Origin of the sequence: Streptomyces sp. NPDC056738 (assembly GCF_042790435.1) — a bacterium.
Classification (GTDB): Bacteria; Actinomycetota; Actinomycetes; order Streptomycetales; family Streptomycetaceae; genus Streptomyces.
The window spans coordinates 155,949-174,633 of record NZ_JBHTZF010000002.1 but is presented as its reverse complement, the minus strand read 5'-3'; the positions used below and the strand labels follow the sequence as shown (position 1 = coordinate 174,633).

At 72.7% G+C, this 18,685-nt stretch carries 15 protein-coding genes; 5 read left to right on the top strand and 10 right to left on the bottom strand.

Annotated features, from left to right (window positions below; genetic code table 11):
• Window positions 1-62: 62 nt before the first annotated feature.
• Window positions 63-905, bottom strand: coding sequence for a polysaccharide deacetylase family protein (locus ACFRIC_RS04460; RefSeq protein ID WP_382779218.1), 843 nt, complete (start codon window positions 903-905; stop codon window positions 63-65).
• A gap of 80 nt (window positions 906-985) precedes the next feature.
• A complete protein-coding gene (gene lysX, locus ACFRIC_RS04455) occupies window positions 986-4,264 on the bottom strand; it encodes a bifunctional lysylphosphatidylglycerol synthetase/lysine--tRNA ligase LysX (protein WP_382779215.1) in 3,279 nt (1,092 codons plus the stop codon).
• A 101-nt stretch (window positions 4,265-4,365) separates the two neighbouring features.
• On the opposite strand from lysX, the gene ACFRIC_RS04450 reads away from it, so the two are divergent.
• Window positions 4,366-4,830, top strand: a complete 465-nt coding sequence (locus ACFRIC_RS04450; protein ID WP_382779212.1) for a universal stress protein — start codon at window positions 4,366-4,368, stop codon at window positions 4,828-4,830.
• A gap of 120 nt (window positions 4,831-4,950) precedes the next feature.
• On the opposite strand, the gene ACFRIC_RS04445 is transcribed toward ACFRIC_RS04450, so the two are convergent.
• Entirely contained in the window at window positions 4,951-6,108 is a 1,158-nt protein-coding gene (locus ACFRIC_RS04445) for a CapA family protein (RefSeq protein WP_382779209.1), read from the bottom strand.
• Between the two features lie 274 nt (window positions 6,109-6,382).
• On the opposite strand from ACFRIC_RS04445, the gene ACFRIC_RS04440 reads away from it, so the two are divergent.
• The 3 genes from ACFRIC_RS04440 (at window position 6,383) to ACFRIC_RS04430 (ending at window position 8,483) form a co-directional block, all read left to right on the top strand.
• Window positions 6,383-6,931, top strand: a complete 549-nt coding sequence (locus tag ACFRIC_RS04440; RefSeq protein WP_382779206.1) for a sigma-70 family RNA polymerase sigma factor — start codon at window positions 6,383-6,385, stop codon at window positions 6,929-6,931.
• A gap of 135 nt (window positions 6,932-7,066) precedes the next feature.
• A complete protein-coding gene (locus ACFRIC_RS04435; protein WP_382779203.1) occupies window positions 7,067-7,582 on the top strand; it encodes a hypothetical protein in 516 nt (171 codons plus the stop codon).
• Window positions 7,583-7,802: 220 nt separating this feature from the next.
• Window positions 7,803-8,483 (top strand): zf-HC2 domain-containing protein, encoded by a 681-nt coding sequence (locus ACFRIC_RS04430; protein WP_382779200.1) that lies wholly within the window; start codon window positions 7,803-7,805, stop codon window positions 8,481-8,483.
• Window positions 8,484-8,518: 35 nt separating this feature from the next.
• Here the strand turns inward: ACFRIC_RS04430 and ACFRIC_RS04425 are convergent, their stop codons facing one another.
• From ACFRIC_RS04425 to ACFRIC_RS04415, 3 genes are all read right to left on the bottom strand, one after another.
• Window positions 8,519-9,379: an Fpg/Nei family DNA glycosylase gene (locus tag ACFRIC_RS04425; protein WP_382779197.1), complete on the bottom strand. Its 861-nt coding sequence runs from the start codon at window positions 9,377-9,379 to the stop codon at window positions 8,519-8,521.
• Window positions 9,380-9,417: 38 nt separating this feature from the next.
• Complete coding sequence (locus ACFRIC_RS04420) at window positions 9,418-11,493, bottom strand: SpoIIE family protein phosphatase (protein WP_382779194.1); 2,076 nt, start codon at window positions 11,491-11,493, stop codon at window positions 9,418-9,420.
• Window positions 11,494-11,571: 78 nt separating this feature from the next.
• On the bottom strand, window positions 11,572-12,870 hold the full coding sequence (locus ACFRIC_RS04415; protein WP_382779191.1) for a DUF6777 domain-containing protein: 1,299 nt from the start codon (window positions 12,868-12,870) through the stop codon (window positions 11,572-11,574).
• Window positions 12,871-12,986: 116 nt separating this feature from the next.
• On the opposite strand from ACFRIC_RS04415, the gene ACFRIC_RS04410 reads away from it, so the two are divergent.
• Entirely contained in the window at window positions 12,987-14,417 is a 1,431-nt protein-coding gene (locus ACFRIC_RS04410; protein ID WP_382779188.1) for a lipase maturation factor family protein, read from the top strand.
• Here the strand turns inward: ACFRIC_RS04410 and ACFRIC_RS04405 are convergent, their stop codons facing one another.
• Genes ACFRIC_RS04405 through ACFRIC_RS04390 form a run of 4 tightly spaced genes read right to left on the bottom strand, consistent with a single transcriptional unit; the run spans window position 14,418 to window position 18,476 of the window.
• Window positions 14,418-15,308: an amidohydrolase family protein gene (locus ACFRIC_RS04405; RefSeq protein ID WP_382779185.1), complete on the bottom strand. Its 891-nt coding sequence runs from the start codon at window positions 15,306-15,308 to the stop codon at window positions 14,418-14,420. It abuts the gene before it with no gap.
• The gene (locus tag ACFRIC_RS04400; RefSeq protein ID WP_382779182.1) at window positions 15,305-16,363 is read right to left on the bottom strand and encodes an aldo/keto reductase; all 1,059 of its coding nucleotides are present in this window, start codon (window positions 16,361-16,363) and stop codon (window positions 15,305-15,307) included. The genes ACFRIC_RS04405 and ACFRIC_RS04400 overlap by 4 nt, the downstream gene beginning before the upstream one ends.
• Entirely contained in the window at window positions 16,360-17,124 is a 765-nt protein-coding gene (locus tag ACFRIC_RS04395; RefSeq protein ID WP_382779179.1) for an SDR family NAD(P)-dependent oxidoreductase, read from the bottom strand. The genes ACFRIC_RS04400 and ACFRIC_RS04395 overlap by 4 nt, the downstream gene beginning before the upstream one ends.
• The gene (locus ACFRIC_RS04390; RefSeq protein ID WP_382779176.1) at window positions 17,121-18,476 is read right to left on the bottom strand and encodes an enolase C-terminal domain-like protein; all 1,356 of its coding nucleotides are present in this window, start codon (window positions 18,474-18,476) and stop codon (window positions 17,121-17,123) included. Before ACFRIC_RS04390 ends, ACFRIC_RS04395 begins: the two co-directional genes overlap by 4 nt.
• Window positions 18,477-18,685 lie beyond the last annotated feature (209 nt).

Genomic DNA, 18,685 nt, shown 5'->3' with positions numbered 1-18,685 from the left:
CTCCCGCCGGCCGGTCCGGCCGAAAGCCCCGCGACACAGGGTGCGCGGGGCCTTTTTCGGTTCTAGGCGTCTCTCCGGCGTGGCACCGTGATGTGATATCCGGCGTCCAGCAGGCGCGGGAGGTAGGTGCGCAGCGCCTGCACGCTCTGCGAGCGGTCACCACCCGCGTCGTGGGAGAGGACGACGACCCCGGGGGCGGCCTCCTTCTGGATCGTGCCGACGATCGCGCGGGTCCCGGGCCTCGCCCAGTCGTTCGTGTCGATCGTCCAGGCCATCGGCTCCATGCCGAGTTCGGCGCCGATCTGGTAGGTCGCCCGGTTCCACTCCCCGTACGGCGCGCGGAACCACTTCGGCGGCTCGCCGTAGGCCTCGTCGATGACCTCGCTGGTGCGCTCGATCTCGGAGCGGATCGCGGAGCGCGAGAGCTTGGTCAGCAGCGGATGGCTCCAGGTGTGGTTGCCGACGATGTGTCCGTCGTCGGCCATGTCGCCCAGCAGGTCCTTGTTGTCGGCGGCCATCTGCCCGCACACGAAGAACATGGCGTGCACGTCGTACTCGCGCAGGGTCCGCAGGATCTCCGGGGTGTACGTCGGGTCGGGGCCGTCGTCGAAGGTCAGGACCATGGTGCGGCCCCGCCCGGAGACGCGCATGAAGGGCTCGTGCCGGACGAGGGTCCGAAGCTGAGTGCCGTGCGGCGGACCGTACCCGGTGAGCGGCTGGAGGCGGTAGGCGGAGGGCTTGAGGGCCCGGTTCGCCTGCGGGCCGGAGAGCGGCGGGCCGCTCGCCGGCTGCGCGGCCTGACCGGCGGTCAGGACATGGGCCGTGCCCGCCGCTCCGGCCGCCCCGAGGACAGCGGCGCCAGCGATCAACGCCCGGCGTCGGGTAATCAGCTGATCCTTTTTCATGACCAATCAGTCACCCGGCGGAGGACCCACCACGCCGAGCACCACCGGGAAGGCCCCGTGAATGCACCCGCCTGGACCACTCAGCGGCGGCGGACCAGCGGGAACGGCAGCGTTTCACGGATCGTCAGGCCCGTGAGGAACATGACGAGCCGGTCGACACCGATGCCGAGCCCGCCGGTGGGGGGCATGGCGTACTCCAGCGCGTCCAGGAAGTCCTCGTCGAGCTCCATCGCCTCGGGGTCTCCCCCGGCGGCCAGCAGCGACTGCTCGGTGAGCCGGCGCCGCTGCTCGACCGGATCGGTCAACTCCGAGTAGGCCGTGCCCAGTTCCGTGCCGAAGGCGACGAGGTCCCAGCGTTCGGCGAGCCGCGGGTCGGTGCGGTGCTGGCGGGTGAGCGGGGAGACGTCGGTCGGGAAGTCCTTGTAGAACGTGGGCAGCCCGGTCTTCTCCTCGACCAGGCGTTCGTACATCTCCAGGACGACGTCACCGCGTCCGTCGTCCGCCGTGTACGGCACGCCCGCGCGGTCGCACAGCCGCAGCAGCCTCTCCAGGCTCGTGTCGGCGTCGATCTCGTCGCCCAGCGCCTCGGAGACCGCGCCGTACACCGTCTTGACCGGCCACTCCCCGGAGATGTCGTACTCGACACCGTCCTTGCGGGCGATCGGGCTGCCGAACGCGGCGGTCGCGGCGCCCTGGATCAGCTCGCGGACGAGGTCGAGCATCACGTCGTAGTCGGCGAAGGCCTGGTAGGCCTCCAGCATCGTGAACTCGGGGTTGTGCTTGTAGGAGACACCCTCGTTGCGGAAGGTGCGGCCCAGTTCGAAGACCTTCTCCATGCCGCCGACGCACAGCCGTTTGAGGTAGAGCTCGGGCGCGATGCGCAGATAGAGGTTCAGGTCGTAGGCGTTGATGTGGGTGGTGAAGGGCCGGGCGTTCGCCCCGCCGTGGATCTGCTGGAGCATCGGGGTCTCGACCTCCAGGTAGCCGCGGTCGAGCAGCCCCTGGCGCAGCGCCTGGACGGCCGTGGAGCGGGCGCGCACGACCTCGCGCGCGGCCGGGCTGGACACCAGGTCGAGATAGCGGCGGCGGACCTTGGCCTCGGGGTCGGCGAGGCCCTTGCGCTTGTCGGGCAGCGGGTGCAGGCACTTGGCGGTGAGCCGCCAGGAGGTGACGAAGACCGTGGGTTCGCCGGTGTCGCTGGCGCCCGCCAGACCGTCGGCGCTGATGTGGTCGCCGATGTCGATGACCTGCCGGAAACGGTCGAGCGCGGGTCCGGCCCCGTCACGGGTGAGGGCGATCTGGAGGTCGCCCGACCAGTCGCGCAGCACGGCGAAGAGGATGCCGCCGAAGTCGCGTACGAGCATGACGCGTCCGGCGACGGTCACGTCCTCCCCGCCGCGGACGTCGGCCAGCACATGGGTGCGCGGGGGGATGCCGACCGGGTAGGGGTCGGTGCCCTCGGCGCGCAGCCGGTCGAGTTTGCGGTGCCGCACCCGGACCTGGTCGGGCAGACCGGTGGTCGGATCGTCGGCCGGGGCCCCGCCGTCCGCGTCGAGGCCGAGGGCGGCCAGCGACGGCAGTCCCGCGGTCGTGGCGGGCGCGAGTCCGCCCTTGGTGTGCCCCTTGCCCCACAGGCTGCGCAGCGACGGTACGGAGACGAAGCCCTCGGCGATCGCGGAGGCCAGGCCGATGCGGGCGAGGGCGCCGGTGTCGCCGTAGCAGATGAAGCGCGGGTACCACTCCGGGTGGTACTTGGCGTTGGAGCGGTACAGGGCCTCGAGCTGCCACCAGCGGGAGAAGAACAGCAGCAGTCTGCGCCAGAGCCTGAGCACCGGTCCGGCGCCGATGCGGGCGCCCTCCTCGAAGACGGAGCGGAACACGGCGAAGTTCAGGGAGATGCGCCGGACACCGAACTTGCCGGCGACCGCGCACACCTCCGCGACCATGAACTCCATGACGCCGTTGGGCGCGCTGCGGTCGCGGCGCATGAGGTCGAGCGAGATGCCGTCGCGGCCCCAGGGCACGAAGGACAGCAGCGCGAGGAGCTTGCCGTCGGACCCCATCGCCTCGACGAGCAGACAGTCGCCGTCCTCGGGGTCGCCGAGCCGGTCGAGCGCCATCGAGAAGCCGCGTTCGGTCTCGGTGTCGCGCCAGGCGTCGGCCCGGCCGACGATCTCCTCCATCTCGCTGTCGGACAGGGTGGAGTGGCGGCGGACCCGGCAGGTGGCGCCGGAGCGTTTGGCCCGGTTGACGGCCTGCCGGGTGACGCGCATGTCGCGGCCGGACAGGTCGAAGCCGGCGACGTGCAGGATGGCCTCGTCGCCGAGCTGGAGGGCACCGAGCCCGGCGCGCGCGAACGCCTTGGCGCCCTCTTCGGAGGCGCCCATCGCGGCCGGCGCCCAGGCGTAGCGGCGGGCGATGTCCAGCCAGGCGGCGATCGCGTGGGGCCAGGCCTCGCGGTCGCCGACGGGGTCTCCGCTGGCGAGGCACACCCCCGCCTCGACGCGGTAGGTGACGGCCGCCTTGCCGCTGGGCGAGAAGACGACCGCCTTGTCGCGGCGGGTGGCGAAGTAGCCGAGGGAGTCGTCGCCGCCGTACGCCTGGAGCAGGGCGCGGATCCGCGCCTCCTCGTCGCCGTGCAGGGCCGCGACCAGACGCTGGGAGCGGAAGAGCGTGGCGGCCGCGTTGAGCAGGGCCAGCGCGCCGAACAGGCCGAGCACGAAGAACAGCCAGCGCGGTGGACGGCCGTCGAACGAGCGCGCGGAGACGAGTCCGCCGCAGACCCGGTTGGCGGCCCACAGCAGCCGCTGGCTCTCCGGCAGGGTGCCGGGGAACAGCTCGACCAGGCCCCAGCCCAGCAGGATCGCGACGACGAGGCCGGTGACCAGCACGAGCAGGGCGCGTCGTACGGCGGCGCGGCGCGAGTCGGCGTAGAACTCCCGGCGGGCCACGATCAGCAGGGCGAGCAGGAGCCCGCAGACGACGAACGACGGGATCGAGGCGGCGTACAGGCCGGCGGCGATCCCGAGGACGTCGGTCAGGACGAGCAGGCCGAGGTAGACGACCACCAGCCACCAGGCGATCTTCTTGCGGGCGGCGGTCGCGGCGGCGAGCAGGAAGAGGAAGACGGCGTACGCGAGGTTGGCGCTGACCGGGATGATCAGCAGGTCGAGGAACCGCACGACCGGGCGCAGCAGCGCGCGCAGCGGGGGGATGAACGCCAGCAGGGTGCAGAGCAGGCCGATGGCGACGAAGAAGGTCGCGAAGCCTTCGGGCACCTTGCTCAGGAACCCGCTCTGGGGCGGCCGTGGCGCGCCACTGGCGGTCTTCGGCGGGCGGGCCTCCACGGTGGCACTCATGGTTCCGACTGTAGGAAGAGCGGCGGCGCCCCGCCCGTCGAGCGGATCTCCGCCGCTCCCCCGCGGCGGTGGGACCTGGGGGTTCCGATAGCCTCGCAGCCGTGACGGAAGAGCAGCACGCGCATCGGTTCGAACGCGGGACGGACGGTCCCAAGGTCATCGTCGTCGGGGTGGACGGCTCCGACTCCTCGTTGCGCGCCGCGGCGTACGCCGGGGGTCTGGCCCGGCGCCAGCACGCGCTGCTGGCGGTGGTCTACGTCAAGCCCGTGATGGCGGCGGGGGCGGCGCTCGGGGTGCCGGTCGCGGACACGACCGACGAGATCGCCGAGGATCTGGTGCAGTACATCCGCGACGCCGCCGAGCGGGTGAAGGACATATTCGACGTGCGCTGGGAGTTCCACACCTTCCGCGGCGATCCGTACAACGGTCTGGTCACCGCCGCGGACGAGCTGAAGGCGGACGCCGTGGTGGTCGGGGCCTCCGAGCAGTCGGGGCACCGGATCATCGGTTCGGTGGCGATCCGGCTGGTGAAGGCGGGCCGCTGGCCGGTCACGGTCGTGCCGTAGGCGGTGCCCAGGGGGCCCGCCCGCCCTGTCACGGCAGGTCCCGTCGCGTTCGCCGCGGTCCGGTCGGGCCCCTTGCGGTCGGTCGCCGGCGGCCCCGGGTTCCGGCCGGTCCGGTGGGGGTCATTCGGCCATGACGAGGCCCGCCCGGCCCGCGCCCCTGGCGAGGACGACGTCGCGGATCCGGTCGCGCACCGCGCCGACGTCGGCGCCCTGCCGCAGCGCCGCGCCGAGGTCGACGACCCGGCCGGCGTCGAGGTCGAAGGCCAGCGGGACGAACTCGGCCTTCGTCACCTCCCATCGCCGCGTGGGCCCCGCGGGCGGGGAGAAGGTGAAGCGGCCGATGGTGCTCTGGTCGCCGCGCGGGTCCTGGACGCCGCGGTCGTCGTACATCTCGCCGGCGACCTGGTCGCCCGTGCCGTAGACGACCCAGGTGCCGTTGACCTTCTCGTACGCCTGCGGGACGTGGGAGTGGGTGCCGAGGATCAGGTCGATGTCCGGCCGTCCGCCGGTGCGGGAGGCGGTCAGCCGCCTGCTCAGGCTCAGTTGGCGTTCGTCGGGCCCGTCCTGCCACTCGGTGCCCCAGTCGAGGGAGACGACGACCACGTCGGCGCCCGCCTTCCGGGCGGCACGGGCGTCCGCGACGATCCGGGCGGGGTCGATCAGACCGACCGCCCAGGGCTGTCCCGGCGGGAGCGGAAGGCCGCCGGTGCCGTCGGTGTACGCGAGGTGGGCGACCCGGGCGCTCCCCGCCCGCATCAGGGTGACGGTGTTCGCCTCCCGCGCGCCACGGGCCGAACCGGCGTGCCGCACGCCCGCGCGATCCAGCGCGTCCAAGGTGCGCCGGACACCGTCGGCGCCGTCGTCGAGGGTGTGGCTGGAGGCGGTGGAGCAGGAGTCGTAGCCGGTGGCGGCGAGCCCCTCGGCCACCTGGGGAGGGGTCTTGAAGGCGTACGTGCCGCTGGGGGCGGCGTCGGTGTCGTAGACGGTCCGCAGGTGACAGAGCGCCAGATCGGCGCGGGAGACCAGGGGCCGGACGCCCGCGAGCATCGGCCGGAAGTCGTATCCGGTGCCTCCCGCGTCGGAGCCGGCCCGTTCGAGGACCGAGCTGTCCGGCAGGACGTCACCACCGGCGACGAGGGTGAAACCGCGGGCCGCCGCGGCGGGGCCGGGCCGCCCGTCGCGGTGGGGGGAGGCCGCGTCATGGGCCTGGCTGGTCACCGCGGCCGCGATGAGGGCGGCCGCGAGGGCCAGATTGATCTGTCGCGCGCGTGTGAACATGCCGGACCCCATGCGGTCGCATTTACCTACCAATAGATACGCATCCACGTATACGGGCCGCCGGCAGTCAAGGAGACACCCCGGCAGGTCACCCGTCCGGCGTTCGCGGGCCTGCCCGCCGGACGAACAGCGGTACGAACACCGGGGCTCCGGAATTCGGGGCTCCACCTCGGCGGACCGTTCGGCGCACCGTTCACCGACGGCTTCGACCGCCCACCGCACAACCGTGTCCCCGGCCTGTCCGCGCGGGGCGCGGGGCGCTGACATACACGCCATGACGGCCGGAACCACCACCATCACCCCCGGGACGACCGCCGAACACGAGCTGGCCGCGCTGCAACGCGACCACGGCCGCCCCCTGTTCGCGCTGCTGCTGCGCCTGTCCGACGGAGACCGCCAGCGCGCGGAGGACCTGGTGCAGGAGACGTTCGTACGCGCCTGGCAGCATCCCGAGGCACTGCGCGCGGACGACTTCGACTCCGTACGGCCCTGGCTGCTGACCGTGGGACGGCGGCTGGCCATCGACGCGCGGCGGGCCCGGCAGGCCCGGCCCCCGGAGGTCGGCGACCACGTCCTCGACAACGCGCGGATCTGCGCCGATCACGCCGAACGGTCGGCGGCGACGCTCGATGTGCGGGAGGCTGTGAAGACTCTCACTCCCGAACACCGTGAAGTCCTGGTGCTGGTGTACTTCCAGGGTGCCAGTGTGGCGGAGGCCGCCGCGGCGCTGGGCATTCCACCCGGTACGGTGAAATCCCGCGCGTACTACGCGCTGCGCGCCCTGCGCCGGGTTCTTCCTGGATATGCGGCCGACCTGCGGTGAAACCGAAGGCTTAGTCAAACCTCCGTAAAGTGCCTTGCTGAGGACCATGGTTGAGCAATCAGCTTGCCTCATCCGTGTTCCGGACTGGGGCCCGGGGTCGGGCGACGCGCACGCACCGGAGGAAGGCAGGAAGGGATGCTGCACAGAGGGCAAGAGAGCACGGACGGTACCGGCGGGGGCGAACTCACCGTCCCCATGGCCTGGTTGTACGCCGAGTACATCGCCGACGAACTGCTGCGGACGGGCGACCTGATGCCGCCCACCTCCTTCGAGTTCCGCGCCGGGCGCGACGCCCTCGCGCTGACGATCTTCCTGTCCGACAGCGGAGGCGAACTCTCCGGGATCCGGGTCATCACCCAGCTCGAGACCTGGCTGTCGCTGACGGCCTACGACCAGCCCTGGCACGTCTGGGTGCGCGAGCACCTGGAGCTGCGCGCCGCCGAGGCGACGGGACGCGCCGCGCCCGACCCCGATCTGGAGCTGGCGTCCGCGGCCTGGCGGTGGCTGGAGGAGACGGAGCTCCTGGCGCCGGACCTCGACGCGGTGCCCGGCGGCGGCTCCGTGCCCGGTGAGGACGACGGTCCCAAGGTGTGGACGGCGGCCTGGCGGCTGGGTCTGCCGCTCGGCCATCTGGCCATCCACCTCTTCTGACGACGGCCGTGACCGCGCCGGAACGGCTTCCGGCGGCGGCCGCGACCGGTCCCGGGAGAATTTCCCGGGGCTCGCACCAATCCGCGAGCGCCCCCGCTCCGAATGTCTTCACCCCGATTCCTGACGAGTCTTGAGTGATTCGACGGTCTGATGCGTACCCGTGGGCAACAGCAACACCACTCACAGTCCGCACCAACGCCACGAGGATTCGGTATTCGGTATGAGGTCCCTGGAACGGCATCGCGACGTCGGCGCCTATGCGCTCGGCGTGCTCGGCGAGGCGGAAGCCTTCCGCTTCGAGGACCACCTCGTGGAGTGCGCTCAGTGCACGGCGTTCGTCAGCGAGTACCGCCCCGCCACCCGGCAGTTGATGCTGTACCGGCAGTCGACGCCGCGCAGCGTCCACCCGTTCGCCGCCCCCGGGCCGCGCCTGCTCGACCGGCTGCTCGGCGAGGTGGCCGCACGCAACCGGGCCGGACGCCGGCGTCTTCTGTTCGCGCTGGCCGCCTCCGTGGTCCTCGCGACCGGCGGACCCGCGCTCGCGCTCGTCGTCGGCCACGACTCGCCCTCGGACAGCATCGTCGCGGACGGCCCGCCGTCGAGCCAGATGGCCAGGACCGACGCGGAGACCGGGGTGTGGGCCCAGGTGACGACCCGCGAACGGCTCTGGGGCAGCGAGATCGAGGTCGAGGTCAAGGACGCCAAGGGCCCCCGTTCCTGCGAGCTCGTCGCCATCGGCAAGGACGGCTCGGAGCAGTCGGTGACGAGCTGGATGGAGCCCGCGCACAACGAGGACGCCATCACCATGCAGGGCGGCTCCTCGATGCAGACCGACGAGATCCGCGGTTTCGAGGTACGCACGGCGGACGGCGAGCACCTCGTCTCGCTCAACTCCCCCTGAGCGAATCCCGTTCCTACTTGAAGCGAAGCCCGTTCCTACTTGAGCAGCCGGGACATCCGCCGGTCCGCCAGCGGCTTGCCGCCCGTCTGGCAGGTCGGGCAGTACTGCAACGAGGAATCGCTGAAGGAGACTTCACGGATGGTGTCGCCGCACACCGGACAGGGCTCCCCCGTTCTCCCGTGCACCCGCAGACCGCTCTTCTTCTCCGACTTCAGCCGCCCCGCAGCCAGCCCGTGGGAGCGCTCCACCGCGTCGGTGAGCGTGTCGCGCAGCGCCTCGTACAGCCGCGCGGTCTCCTCGGGGGTCAGCGAGGAGGCGATCTTGAAGGGGGACATCCGGGCGGCGTGCAGGATCTCGTCGCTGTAGGCGTTACCCACACCCGCGATCAGGCCCTGGTCGCGGAGCGCGCCCTTGAGCCGGCGTCGCTCGCCCTGGAGCAGCCCGGCGAACCGCTCCTCGTCGAAGTCGCCGGCGAGCGGGTCGGGGCCGAGCCGGGCCACGCCGGGGAGCTGCTCCGGGTGCTCGGTGACGTACACGGCGAGCCGCTTCTGGGTGCCCGCCTCGGTGAGGTCGAAGCCCTCGCCGGTCTCCAGGGCGACGCGCAGCGCGAGCGGCCCCTTGCCGGGCCGGGGAGGGCCGTCCGGGAGCGTGTCCTTCCAGTGCAGCCAGCCGGCCCGGGCCAGATGCGTGACGAGGTGCGGGCCGTCCGTGCCGATGTCCAGGAACTTGCCGAACCGGCGGACGGCCGTGACCTCGCGTCCTTCCAGCGCGGAGACGGGCGGGTCGTACGTCTTCAGGACGCTGACGGCGACGGGCAGCACGCGCACGATCCGGCGGCCGACGAGATGCTCGGCCAGGAAATCCTTGAGCGCTTCGACCTCGGGCAGTTCCGGCATACGTCCAGAGTGCCATCCGGCGCCGATGACGCCGGGGATCAGGCGCGCTCTCCGACCAGGAACTCGCACCACACGACCTTGCCGCCGCCGCGCGCGTCGACGCCCCAGACGTCGGTGAGCCGGTCGACGAGCAGCAGTCCGCGGCCCGAGACCCCGGACTCCCCCGCCTCACGGCGGCGCGGCAGCGCGCTGGAGGAGTCCTCGACCTCGACGCGCAGTCGGCGTTCGGGTCCGGCCAGGACGCGCAAGGTGACGATCGCCGAGCCCTCGGTGTGCATGAGGGCGTTGGTGATCAGTTCGTCGGCGACGAGCTCGACCTCGTCGGCCCGGTCCCGGGCTCCCCAGGCGCGGACGGCGGCCCGGATCATGTGGCGGGCCGAGCTGAGCGCCTCGGGGTCGCCGGGTGCCACGTGCTGCTGGAGCCGCCCGCCCGAGCGCTGGTCGCCGCCGCCATGGCGGCGCAGGAGCAGCAGGGCCACGTCGTCGTCCCCGCCGCGGGCCTCGGCCATGTCGATGAGCCGGTCGGCGAGATCGCTGACGTCCTCCGGGCCGACGCGGACGCGTTCCCTGAGCGTGTGCATGCCGTCGTCGAGGTCGACGCCCGGTTCCTCGACGAGCCCGTCGGTGCACAGCAGCAGGGTCTGGCCCGGGTCGAGTTCGATGATGGCGACGGGGTATTCGAGGCGTCCGAACTCGGCGGACAGGCCGAGCGGCAGGCCGCCTTCGAGGGGCAGCCGCCGGCAGGTCCGGTCGGTGTACCGCACGAGCGGGTCGATGTGGCCGGCCCGGACGAGCTGGGTCACCCCGGTGGACAGGTCGATCTCCGCGTACAGGCAGGTCGCGAAGCGGTCGGTGTCGAGTTCGTGGAGGAAGACCGAGGCGCGGGCCATCACGGTGGCCGGGGTGTGGCCCTCGGCCGCGTAGGCGCGCAGGACGATGCGGAGCTGGCCCATGACGGCGGCGGCGTGGGTGTCGTGGCCCTGGACGTCGCCGATGACGGCGCCCACGCGTCCGCCGGGCAGCGGGATCAGGTCGTACCAGTCGCCGCCGATGTCCCGGCCCAGTGAGGCGGAGCGGTAGCGGACGGCGATGTCGGCGCCGGGCACGCTGGGGATGGAGCGCGGCAGCATGGCCTGCTGGAGGCCCTGGGCGAGGTCCTTCTCCTGCTCGAAGAACATGGCCCGTTGGAGGCTCTGGGCGATGCTGCTGCCGAGCGCGACGAGGACGTTGCGCTCGTCCTCGGAGAAGCCGTGCCGGTCGTTGTAGAGCAGGCCGATGGCGCCGATGGGGCGGGCCTGCACGATGAGCGGCAGATACGCCGCCGAGGTGATCTTCAGACCGGTGATGTTGGGCCACAGGAGCGGGTACGACTCGGCGAACTCCTCGGGCGACTCGATGAAGTGCGGGGCGAGACTGCGGACGACCTCGTTCATCGGGTACTGCGCGTCCAGCCGTGTGACCCGGGTGCCGGGGACGTAGCTGTCGACGGGCCCCGTGGCGACCATGCGGATACGGCCGGCCTCCACCAGGCCCATGACCAGGCTGGCCGCCCCGAGGTGGGTGAGGCCGTGGGTGTCCTGCAGCACGTCGATGACGTCCTGCACGGTGACGGCGTGGGCCAGCGCGGCGGTGGTGAGCTGGACGACGCTGGTCTGCTGGCGCCGTACCTCGTTCTGGGCGGCCTGTTCACGGCGTGCCGCGCTCTCGTCGAGCTCGTCGGTGGCGTCGCGGACGATGCCGATGATGCGGCGCGGCCTGCCGTTCTCGTCGCGGCGGATGTAGCCCTGGGTATGGGTCCAGCGCAGGGCGCCGTCGCGGCGCCGGATGCGGAAGTAGGCGCCGTAGTTCTCGCTGCCGTCCTTGAGGGCGTGGGAGACCATCGTGTCGAGGCGGCGCGACTCGGCCGGCGGGACGCGCACGGACAGGGTGGCGGGCTGCCCGTCGTATTCGTCCGGGCGCACGTCGAAGACCTCGTGGGCCTGGGCGTCCATCTGCATCAGACCGGTGTCCAGGTCCCAGTCGAAGCTGCCCATGCGGTTGAGCGCCAGGATCGGATCCGGGTGGGCGGGCCAGTCGTCCGGGAGTGACAGGGCGCTCGCTCCCCGATCAACCATGGGGCCACCATGCCAGCATTTGCCCGATTGTTCGACTTCTGGAGGGCATGGTTCCGGGGCTCCCGGACGCGGCCCCGTTCACGTGCCCGGGGTGTCGGCCGAGACCTCGAAGACGCTGTCGGGACCGGTCGGCTCGTCGGGGATCAGCCCGCCGTCGGGTGCGTCCGGGCTGTCCGGGCCGGTGTCCTCGGTGGGGGTGCCCGGTTCCTCGGACGGGACCCGCGACTCCGGGGAGCCGGAGCGGTCGGGGGCGGCCGGGTCGGACGGCGGGGCCGTGGTGCCGCCCGAGGGGGGCGGGGTGGTGCCGGGTCCCGTCGTCGGCGATGCCGTGACGGTGGCCTCCGGGCAGTGCGGGCGCTCGGTGCTCGGGCGCTCTGTGCGGCCCGGCGCGACGACGTCCATGGCGGTGTCGTCCGTGGGAATGCCGCTGGGCGTGGGACCGACGGTCGTCAGGGGGCCGTCGGTGGGCGTCTGGCTGCCGGTGGGCGCGGTGCGCGGCCCGGCGCTCTCGCCCGGGGTCCCCTCACCGGTGCCCGGCGTGGCGGTCACCGTCGCGGTCGGTGTGGCGCAGTCGGAGTCGTGCGGCACCGGGTCCTGGCCCTCGGGCGGCGGTACGGCGTGGTCGTGACGGTGGCCATCGTATCCGACCGGCCGCTCGATCCAGGTGTCGTCGCCGTCGTCGACGATCGTGATGGCGGTGATCACCTCGGCCGACGGCGTCACCATGACCACCCGGGCGGGCCGGTAACCGCTCCAGGGCGTGCCGCGGGTGTCCGGGTCGCGGTCGAGCGCGGTGGGCCGGCCCAGCGGGTTGCCGCAGGCGCAGCGGACCCTGGGTACGCCCCGGTTGTCGACCAGGACGGCCGTACCGGCCTGGAGCACGGCCTGGTAGCCCGTCGTCTGTCCGGCGGCGAAGCCGTGGTCCGTGACGCCGGTGTCGGCGCGCAGCACGACCGGGGTGAGTTGGCGCAGGTAGTCCGGGACGGACCCGGTCGAGACGCCGGAGAGTTCGGCGAAGGCGCGGGCCTTGGCCGGGTCGGCGGCGAGGTAGCGGATCTGCTTCTCGACATCGCAGCTCCCGGCGTTCCGGGTGCCGCCGTACAGACCGGGGGTGGCTCCCGAGACGGTGCGCGCGCCCCCGGTGCCGGTGGCCGTGGGTTGCGGCGTTCGGGTGACGGGCGGGCGGGGCGCGGGGGTGGTGACGGTGGGTTCCGTGAAGGGGTCGGGCCCCCGGACCGCGAGGGGCTGGAGCAGCACGTCGCCGCCGCTGGATCCGTTCGGCGCGGAGTGCCCGCCCCCGCCGCCACAGCCCGCGACGACGAGGAGTGCCGCCGCGAGCGCGCAGGCCGCGGCAAAGGTCCTGGTGGGTATGTGCACGCGTTCTCCCGTTCGTCCCGGGCTGTTCGTGCCTCATTCTCTGCGTCACCCTCTTGGCGCACGCAAGCGGAAAACAGTCACCCAGCGTCACAATGGAGGGGAGAGGAGCACGCGCCATGGAGTGGTTCGTCGCACCCGGGTACGAGCTGAGCCGGCTGGTGTTCCAGCGGGGGCTGGCCGTGCTGTACGTGGTCGCGTTCCTGGGCGCGGCCCGGCAGTTCCGTGCGCTGACCGGGGAGCGCGGAATGCTGCCCGTGCCCCGTTTCGTGCGGCACGTCGCGTTCCGGGACGCGCCGAGCGTGTTCCACTGGCGCTACTCCGACGGCTTCTACGCCGCCTGGTGCTGGACGGGCTGCGCGGTGTCGCTGGCGCTGGCCGCCGGACTCGACGGTCTGCTGCCGCTCTGGGGCGCGATGCTGCTGTGGCTCGTGCCGTGGGCCCTGTATCTGTCGGTCGTCAACGTCGGCCAGACCTGGTACGCGTTCGGCTGGGAGTCGCTGCTGCTGGAGGTGGGCTTCCTCGCGGTGTTCCTCGGCAACGACGAGGTGGCACCGCCGGTCGTCGTGCTGTTCCTCATGCGCTGGGTGCTGTTCCGTGTGGAGTTCGGCGCGGGGCTGATCAAGATGCGGGGCGACGCCTGCTGGCGGAAGCTGACCTGCCTCTACTACCACCACGAGACCCAGCCGATGCCGGGCCCGCTGAGCTGGTTCTTCCACCATCTGCCGAAGCCGTTCCACCGGATCGAGGCGGCCGCCAACCATTTCACCCAACTCGTGCTTCCGGTGCTGCTGTTCACCCCGCAGCCGATCGCGACGGCGGCGGCCTCGCTGATGATCCTCACCCAGCTCTGGCTGGTGCTCTCCGGCAACTTCTCCTGGCTGAACTGGACGACGATCGTGCTCGCCCTGAGCGTGACCGAACTCCCCGTCACCGCACCGAGGAACCCGCCCACACCGCTGTGGTACGAGGTGGTCGTGCTGGTGGTGGCCGCGGGCCTGCTCGCGCTCGGCTACCGTCCGGCGCGCAATCTGGTCTCCCGGAGGCAGGTCATGAACCGCTCCTTCGACCCGCTTCATCTGGTGAACACCTACGGGGCGTTCGGCAGTGTCAGCAGGATGCGCCACGAGGTGGTCGTCGAGGGCACGGCGGACGCGGTGCCGCGCGAGGACGCCGACTGGCGGGAGTACGAGTTCAAGGGCAAGCCGGGGGATCCGCGGCACTGGCCGCGCCAGTTCGCCCCGTACCATCTGCGGCTCGACTGGCTGATGTGGTTCGTGGCGCTGTCTCCCGGCTACGCCGGCACCTGGTTCTCCGGTCTCGTGGAGCGACTGCTGGAGAACGACCCCGACACCCTGCGGCTGCTGCGCCGCTCCCCGTTCCCGGCCGACGCGCCGCCGCGCTACGTCCGCGCCCGCCTCTTCCGCTACCGCTACACGACCTGGCGCGAGCTGCGCGAGACGGGCGCGTGCTGGGAGCGGACGTACGTGCGCGACTTCCTCCCGCCGACCCGGCTGGAGGGGGCCGCCGAGCGAGGCGTTCCCCGCTGATCAGCGGGACGGGGCGGGGGTGGTCACGACGGAGGAAGCACCGGGTGGCGGTCCCAGGCGGTAGACGCGCTCGGCGGTGCCGGTGAAGACGGACCGGCGCTCGCTCTCACCCAGCCCGGCCGTCAGCTCCCGCGCGGTCCGGAGGACCTCTCCGTAGGGCGCGGCGAGCGTGCACACGGGCCAGTCGGAGCCGAACATCGTGCGCTCCGGACCGAAGGCCTCCAGGACGGTGTCCGCGTACGGCCGCAGGTCGTCCGGGGTCCGGCGCGCCGGGTCCGCCTCGGTGACCAGGCCGGAGAGCTTGCAGACGGTGTCGGGCAGCGCGGCGAGCTCACGGACGGCGCCCGCCCAGGGGTCCAGGGCGCCGCTCGCGATCGGCGGCTTGCCCAGGTGGTCCAGGACGAGCACGAGTCCGGGGTGATCGGCGGCCGCCCGGGCGCAGGCGGGCAGTTGGCTCGGCAGGACGACCAGGTCGTAGACGAGGCCGGCGTCCGCGACGGCGGCCAGTCCCCGGCGCACGTCGGGGCGCAGCAGCCATCCGGGGTCGCGTTCGCCCTGGACCTGGTGGCGGATGCCGCGCAGGCGGGAGCCGCCGGGGAGCTCCCGCAGCCGCGCCAGTTCGTCGGCGACGTCCGGCCGGGTCAGGTCCGTCCACCCGACCACGCCCGCCACCAGGGCGCTGTGCTCCGCGAGCGCGAGCAGCTCCGGGGTCTCCTCGGCCACGGTGACCGTCTGGACGAGGACGGTACGGTCCACCCCCGCGGCCGCGGCCACCGGTTCGAGGTCGGTGATCGCGAAGTTCCGCCGCAGGGGCCGCAGCGCGGGTGCGGTGAGCCAGTCCTGGTCGCGGACCGACAGGTCCCAGACGTGGTGGTGCGCGTCGACGGTCACGGACGCTCCGGGGCAGGGCCCCCGGCGGGGCGGGGGGCGGTCGTGGGGTCGGGGACCGGGCCGGGGGCCGTCACGGGGGCTCCGGCGGGGAGGGGTGCGGTGTCGGGGAGCAGGCCCTCCGTGCGCAGTTCCCGCCAGAAGTCCGGGGGCACCGGCTCCGCGAACCGCTCGGCGCAGTCACGGACTTCGTCCGCCGAGCGGGCCCCGGCCAGGACGCTCACCACCGCCGGGTGGGCGGCCGGGAAGGCCAGTGCGGCGGCGCGCAGGCTGGTGCCGTGGCGTCCCGCGATCTCCTGGAGCCGTAGAGCGCGGTCCAGCAACTCACGTGGCGCGGCGGCATAGTTGTAGGTCGCCCCGGGCCTCGGGTCGGCCAGCAGACCGGAGTTGAAGGCGCCGCCGATGACGACGGAGGTACCGCGGGCCTGCGCGGCGGGCAGCAGTTCGGTGAGCGCTTCGTGGTCCAGGAGGGTGTAGCGGCCCGCGCACAGCACCACGTCGACGTCGGTCTCGCGGACGAACCGGGTCAGCATCCGCGTCTGGTTCATGCCCACGCCGATCGCCCGCACCACGCCCTGCGAGCGCAGCTCGGCCAGCGCGGGAAAGCCCTCACGGAACGCCTGTTCGGCGTGGTCGTCGGGATCGTGGAGGTAGACGACGTCCACGCGGTCGAGGCCGAGGCGGTCGAGGCTGGCGTCCAGGCTCCGTCGTACGCCGTCGGCGCTGAAGTCCCAGACCCTGCGGTGGGTGGCGGGCACCGCGAAGCCGTCCGCCCGGTCGTCGCCGCCGGAGTCGACGGGCTCCAGCAGGCGGCCCACCTTGGTCGAGACGGCGTACTGGGCGCGGGGCAGGTCGCGCAGGGCCGCGCCCAGCCGCCGTTCGGAGAGGCCGAGGCCGTAGTGCGGGGCCGTGTCGAAGTAGCGGATGCCGTTCGTCCAGGCGGCGCCGACGGCCTCGTACGCCTGCTCGTCGGTGACCTCGGTGTACAGGTTGCCGATGCCGGCGGCGCCGAAGGACAGCGCGCTGACGGGGACGCCTGCGGCGCCGAGGGAGTTCACCGGACCACCGGGCGCGGCCGCAGTCCCTGCATCCCGCCGTCCACCGCGAGGGCGGTACCGGTGGTGGATCCGGACAGCGGGCTCGCCAAGTAGGCGATGGCGCCCGCGACTTCCGCCGCCGACACCAGACGTCCGGTGGGCTGACGGGCCTCCAGCGCGGCACGCTCGGCGGCCGGGTCGGGGGCGGCGTCCAGGAGCCGGCCGACCCAAGGGGTGTCCACGGTGCCCGGGTTGACGCAGTTCACGCGGATGCCCTCACCGACGTGGTCGGCCGCCATGGCGAGGGTCAGCGCAAGGACCGCGCCCTTGGAGGCCGAGTACAGGGCCCGTTGGGGCAGTCCCGCCGTGGCCGCGACGGAGCAGGTGTTCACGACGGCCGCGTGCGCGGATTCCCGCAGGTGGGGCAGGGCGGCGCGGGTCGTCCGCACGATGCCGAGGAGGTTGACGTCCAGGACCCGGTGCCATTCGGCGTCGTCGTTGTCCTCGACGGTGCCGCGGGCGCCGATGCCCGCGTTGTTGACCAGGATGTCGAGGCCGCCCAGGTCCGTGACCGCGGCGGCGACGGCGGCACGCACGGAGGCGTCGTCGGCGACGTCGGCCCGGTGGCCGGTCAGCGGCTTGTCGACGGACGACGGGTCGAGGTCGAGGACCGCGACCCGGGCGCCGCGCGCGGCGAGCAGATCGGCGGTCGCCCTACCGATCCCGGAGGCGCCTCCGGTCACCAGGGCCCTGAGCCCGTCGAGTTCCTGAGAGTCCGTCATACGGCGTGTCCCTTCGGGTCGTCGGCCTGGTGCCGGGCGAGGTCGGCGGCCCAGAACGTGCCGCCGGGATAGGTGAACTCCGCGATGGACTCGGGCCGCATCGCGGCGGAGAAGCCCGGCGCGGTGGGCGCGGTGTAGTGGCCGTCACGGAGGACCACCGGATCGGTGAAGTGGTGGTGCAGGTGATCCACGTACTCGATGACGCGGTCGTCGGTGGTGCCGGACAGGGCGACGAAGTCGAACATCGAGAGGTGCTGGACGAGTTCGCACAGGCCCACCCCTCCGGCGTGCGGGCAGACGGGCACGCCGAACTTGGCGGCGAGGAGCAGGATGGCGAGGTTCTCGTTGACACCGCCGACGCGTGCCGCGTCGATCTGAAGGACGTCGATGGCGCCCGCCTGGAGGAGCTGCTTGAAGACGACCCGGTTGTGCACGTGCTCGCCGGTGGCGACCTTGACCGGGGCGACCGCCTCGCGCACGGCCGCGTGGCCGAGGATGTCGTCGGGGCTGGTCGGCTCCTCGATCCAGTACGGCCGGTACGCGGCGAGCGCCCTGGTCCAGGTGATCGCCTCGTCCACGTTCCAGCGCTGGTTGGCGTCGACGGCGATACGGATGTCCGGACCGACCGCGGCCCGCGCGGCGCGGAGGCGGCGCAGGTCGTCCTGGAGGTCGGCGCCGACCTTCAGCTTGATCTGCCGGAATCCCCCGGCGACGGCCTCGACGGCCAGCCGGGTGAGTTTCTCGTCGTCGTAGCCGAGCCAGCCGGGCGAGGTGGTGTACGCGGGGTAGCCCCGTGCGCGCAGGCTCGCGACGCGCTCCTGGGCGCCTTCCCTGCCCCGGCGCAGCAGGCGCAGCGCCTCCTCGGGCGCCAGCACGTCCGCGATGTAGCGGAAGTCGACCTGGGAGACGAGCCATTCGGGTTCGGCTTCCGCGAGCAGCCGCCACAGCGGACGGCGGGCGCGCCGGGCGGCCAGATCCCACACGGCGTTGACGACGGCGCCGATCGCCATGTGCATCACGCCCTTCTCGGGTCCGAGCCAGCGCAGTTGGCTGTCGCCGACGAGGTCCCGTGAGAGGGAGCCGGGGTCGGCGCACAGCTCGTCGAGGGACCGCCCGACGACGTGTCCGCGCAGCGCGTCGATCGCGGCGACCTGGACGTCGTTGCCCCGCCCGATGGTGAAGGCGAAGCCGTGCCCCTCGGCTCCGTCGGGGGCGTCGGTGCGCAGCACGACGTACGCGGCCGAGTAGTCGGGGTCCGGATTCATCGCGTCCGAGCCGTCGAGCTCGCGCGAGGTGGGGAAGCGGATGTCGTGGGTGTCGACCGCGACGACACGGGCGGAGGTCGGGGGCACGGCGGGCCTTTCCGTCGGCGGCAGGGGTCCATGGCCGGATGCGGAGGAATGCTCGGTCCCGAGGATCTCCCCGCCCACCCGTCCGCGTACAGCGTCGGGCGCGTTTCCGGTCCGACGGCCGAAGGTTCGGGGGTCGTGTGCTCTCGACGCGGTGCCCGGGCTGCGGGCAGAGTGCTCCCCGTAACTACTCACCAGTACGACACGAGTGA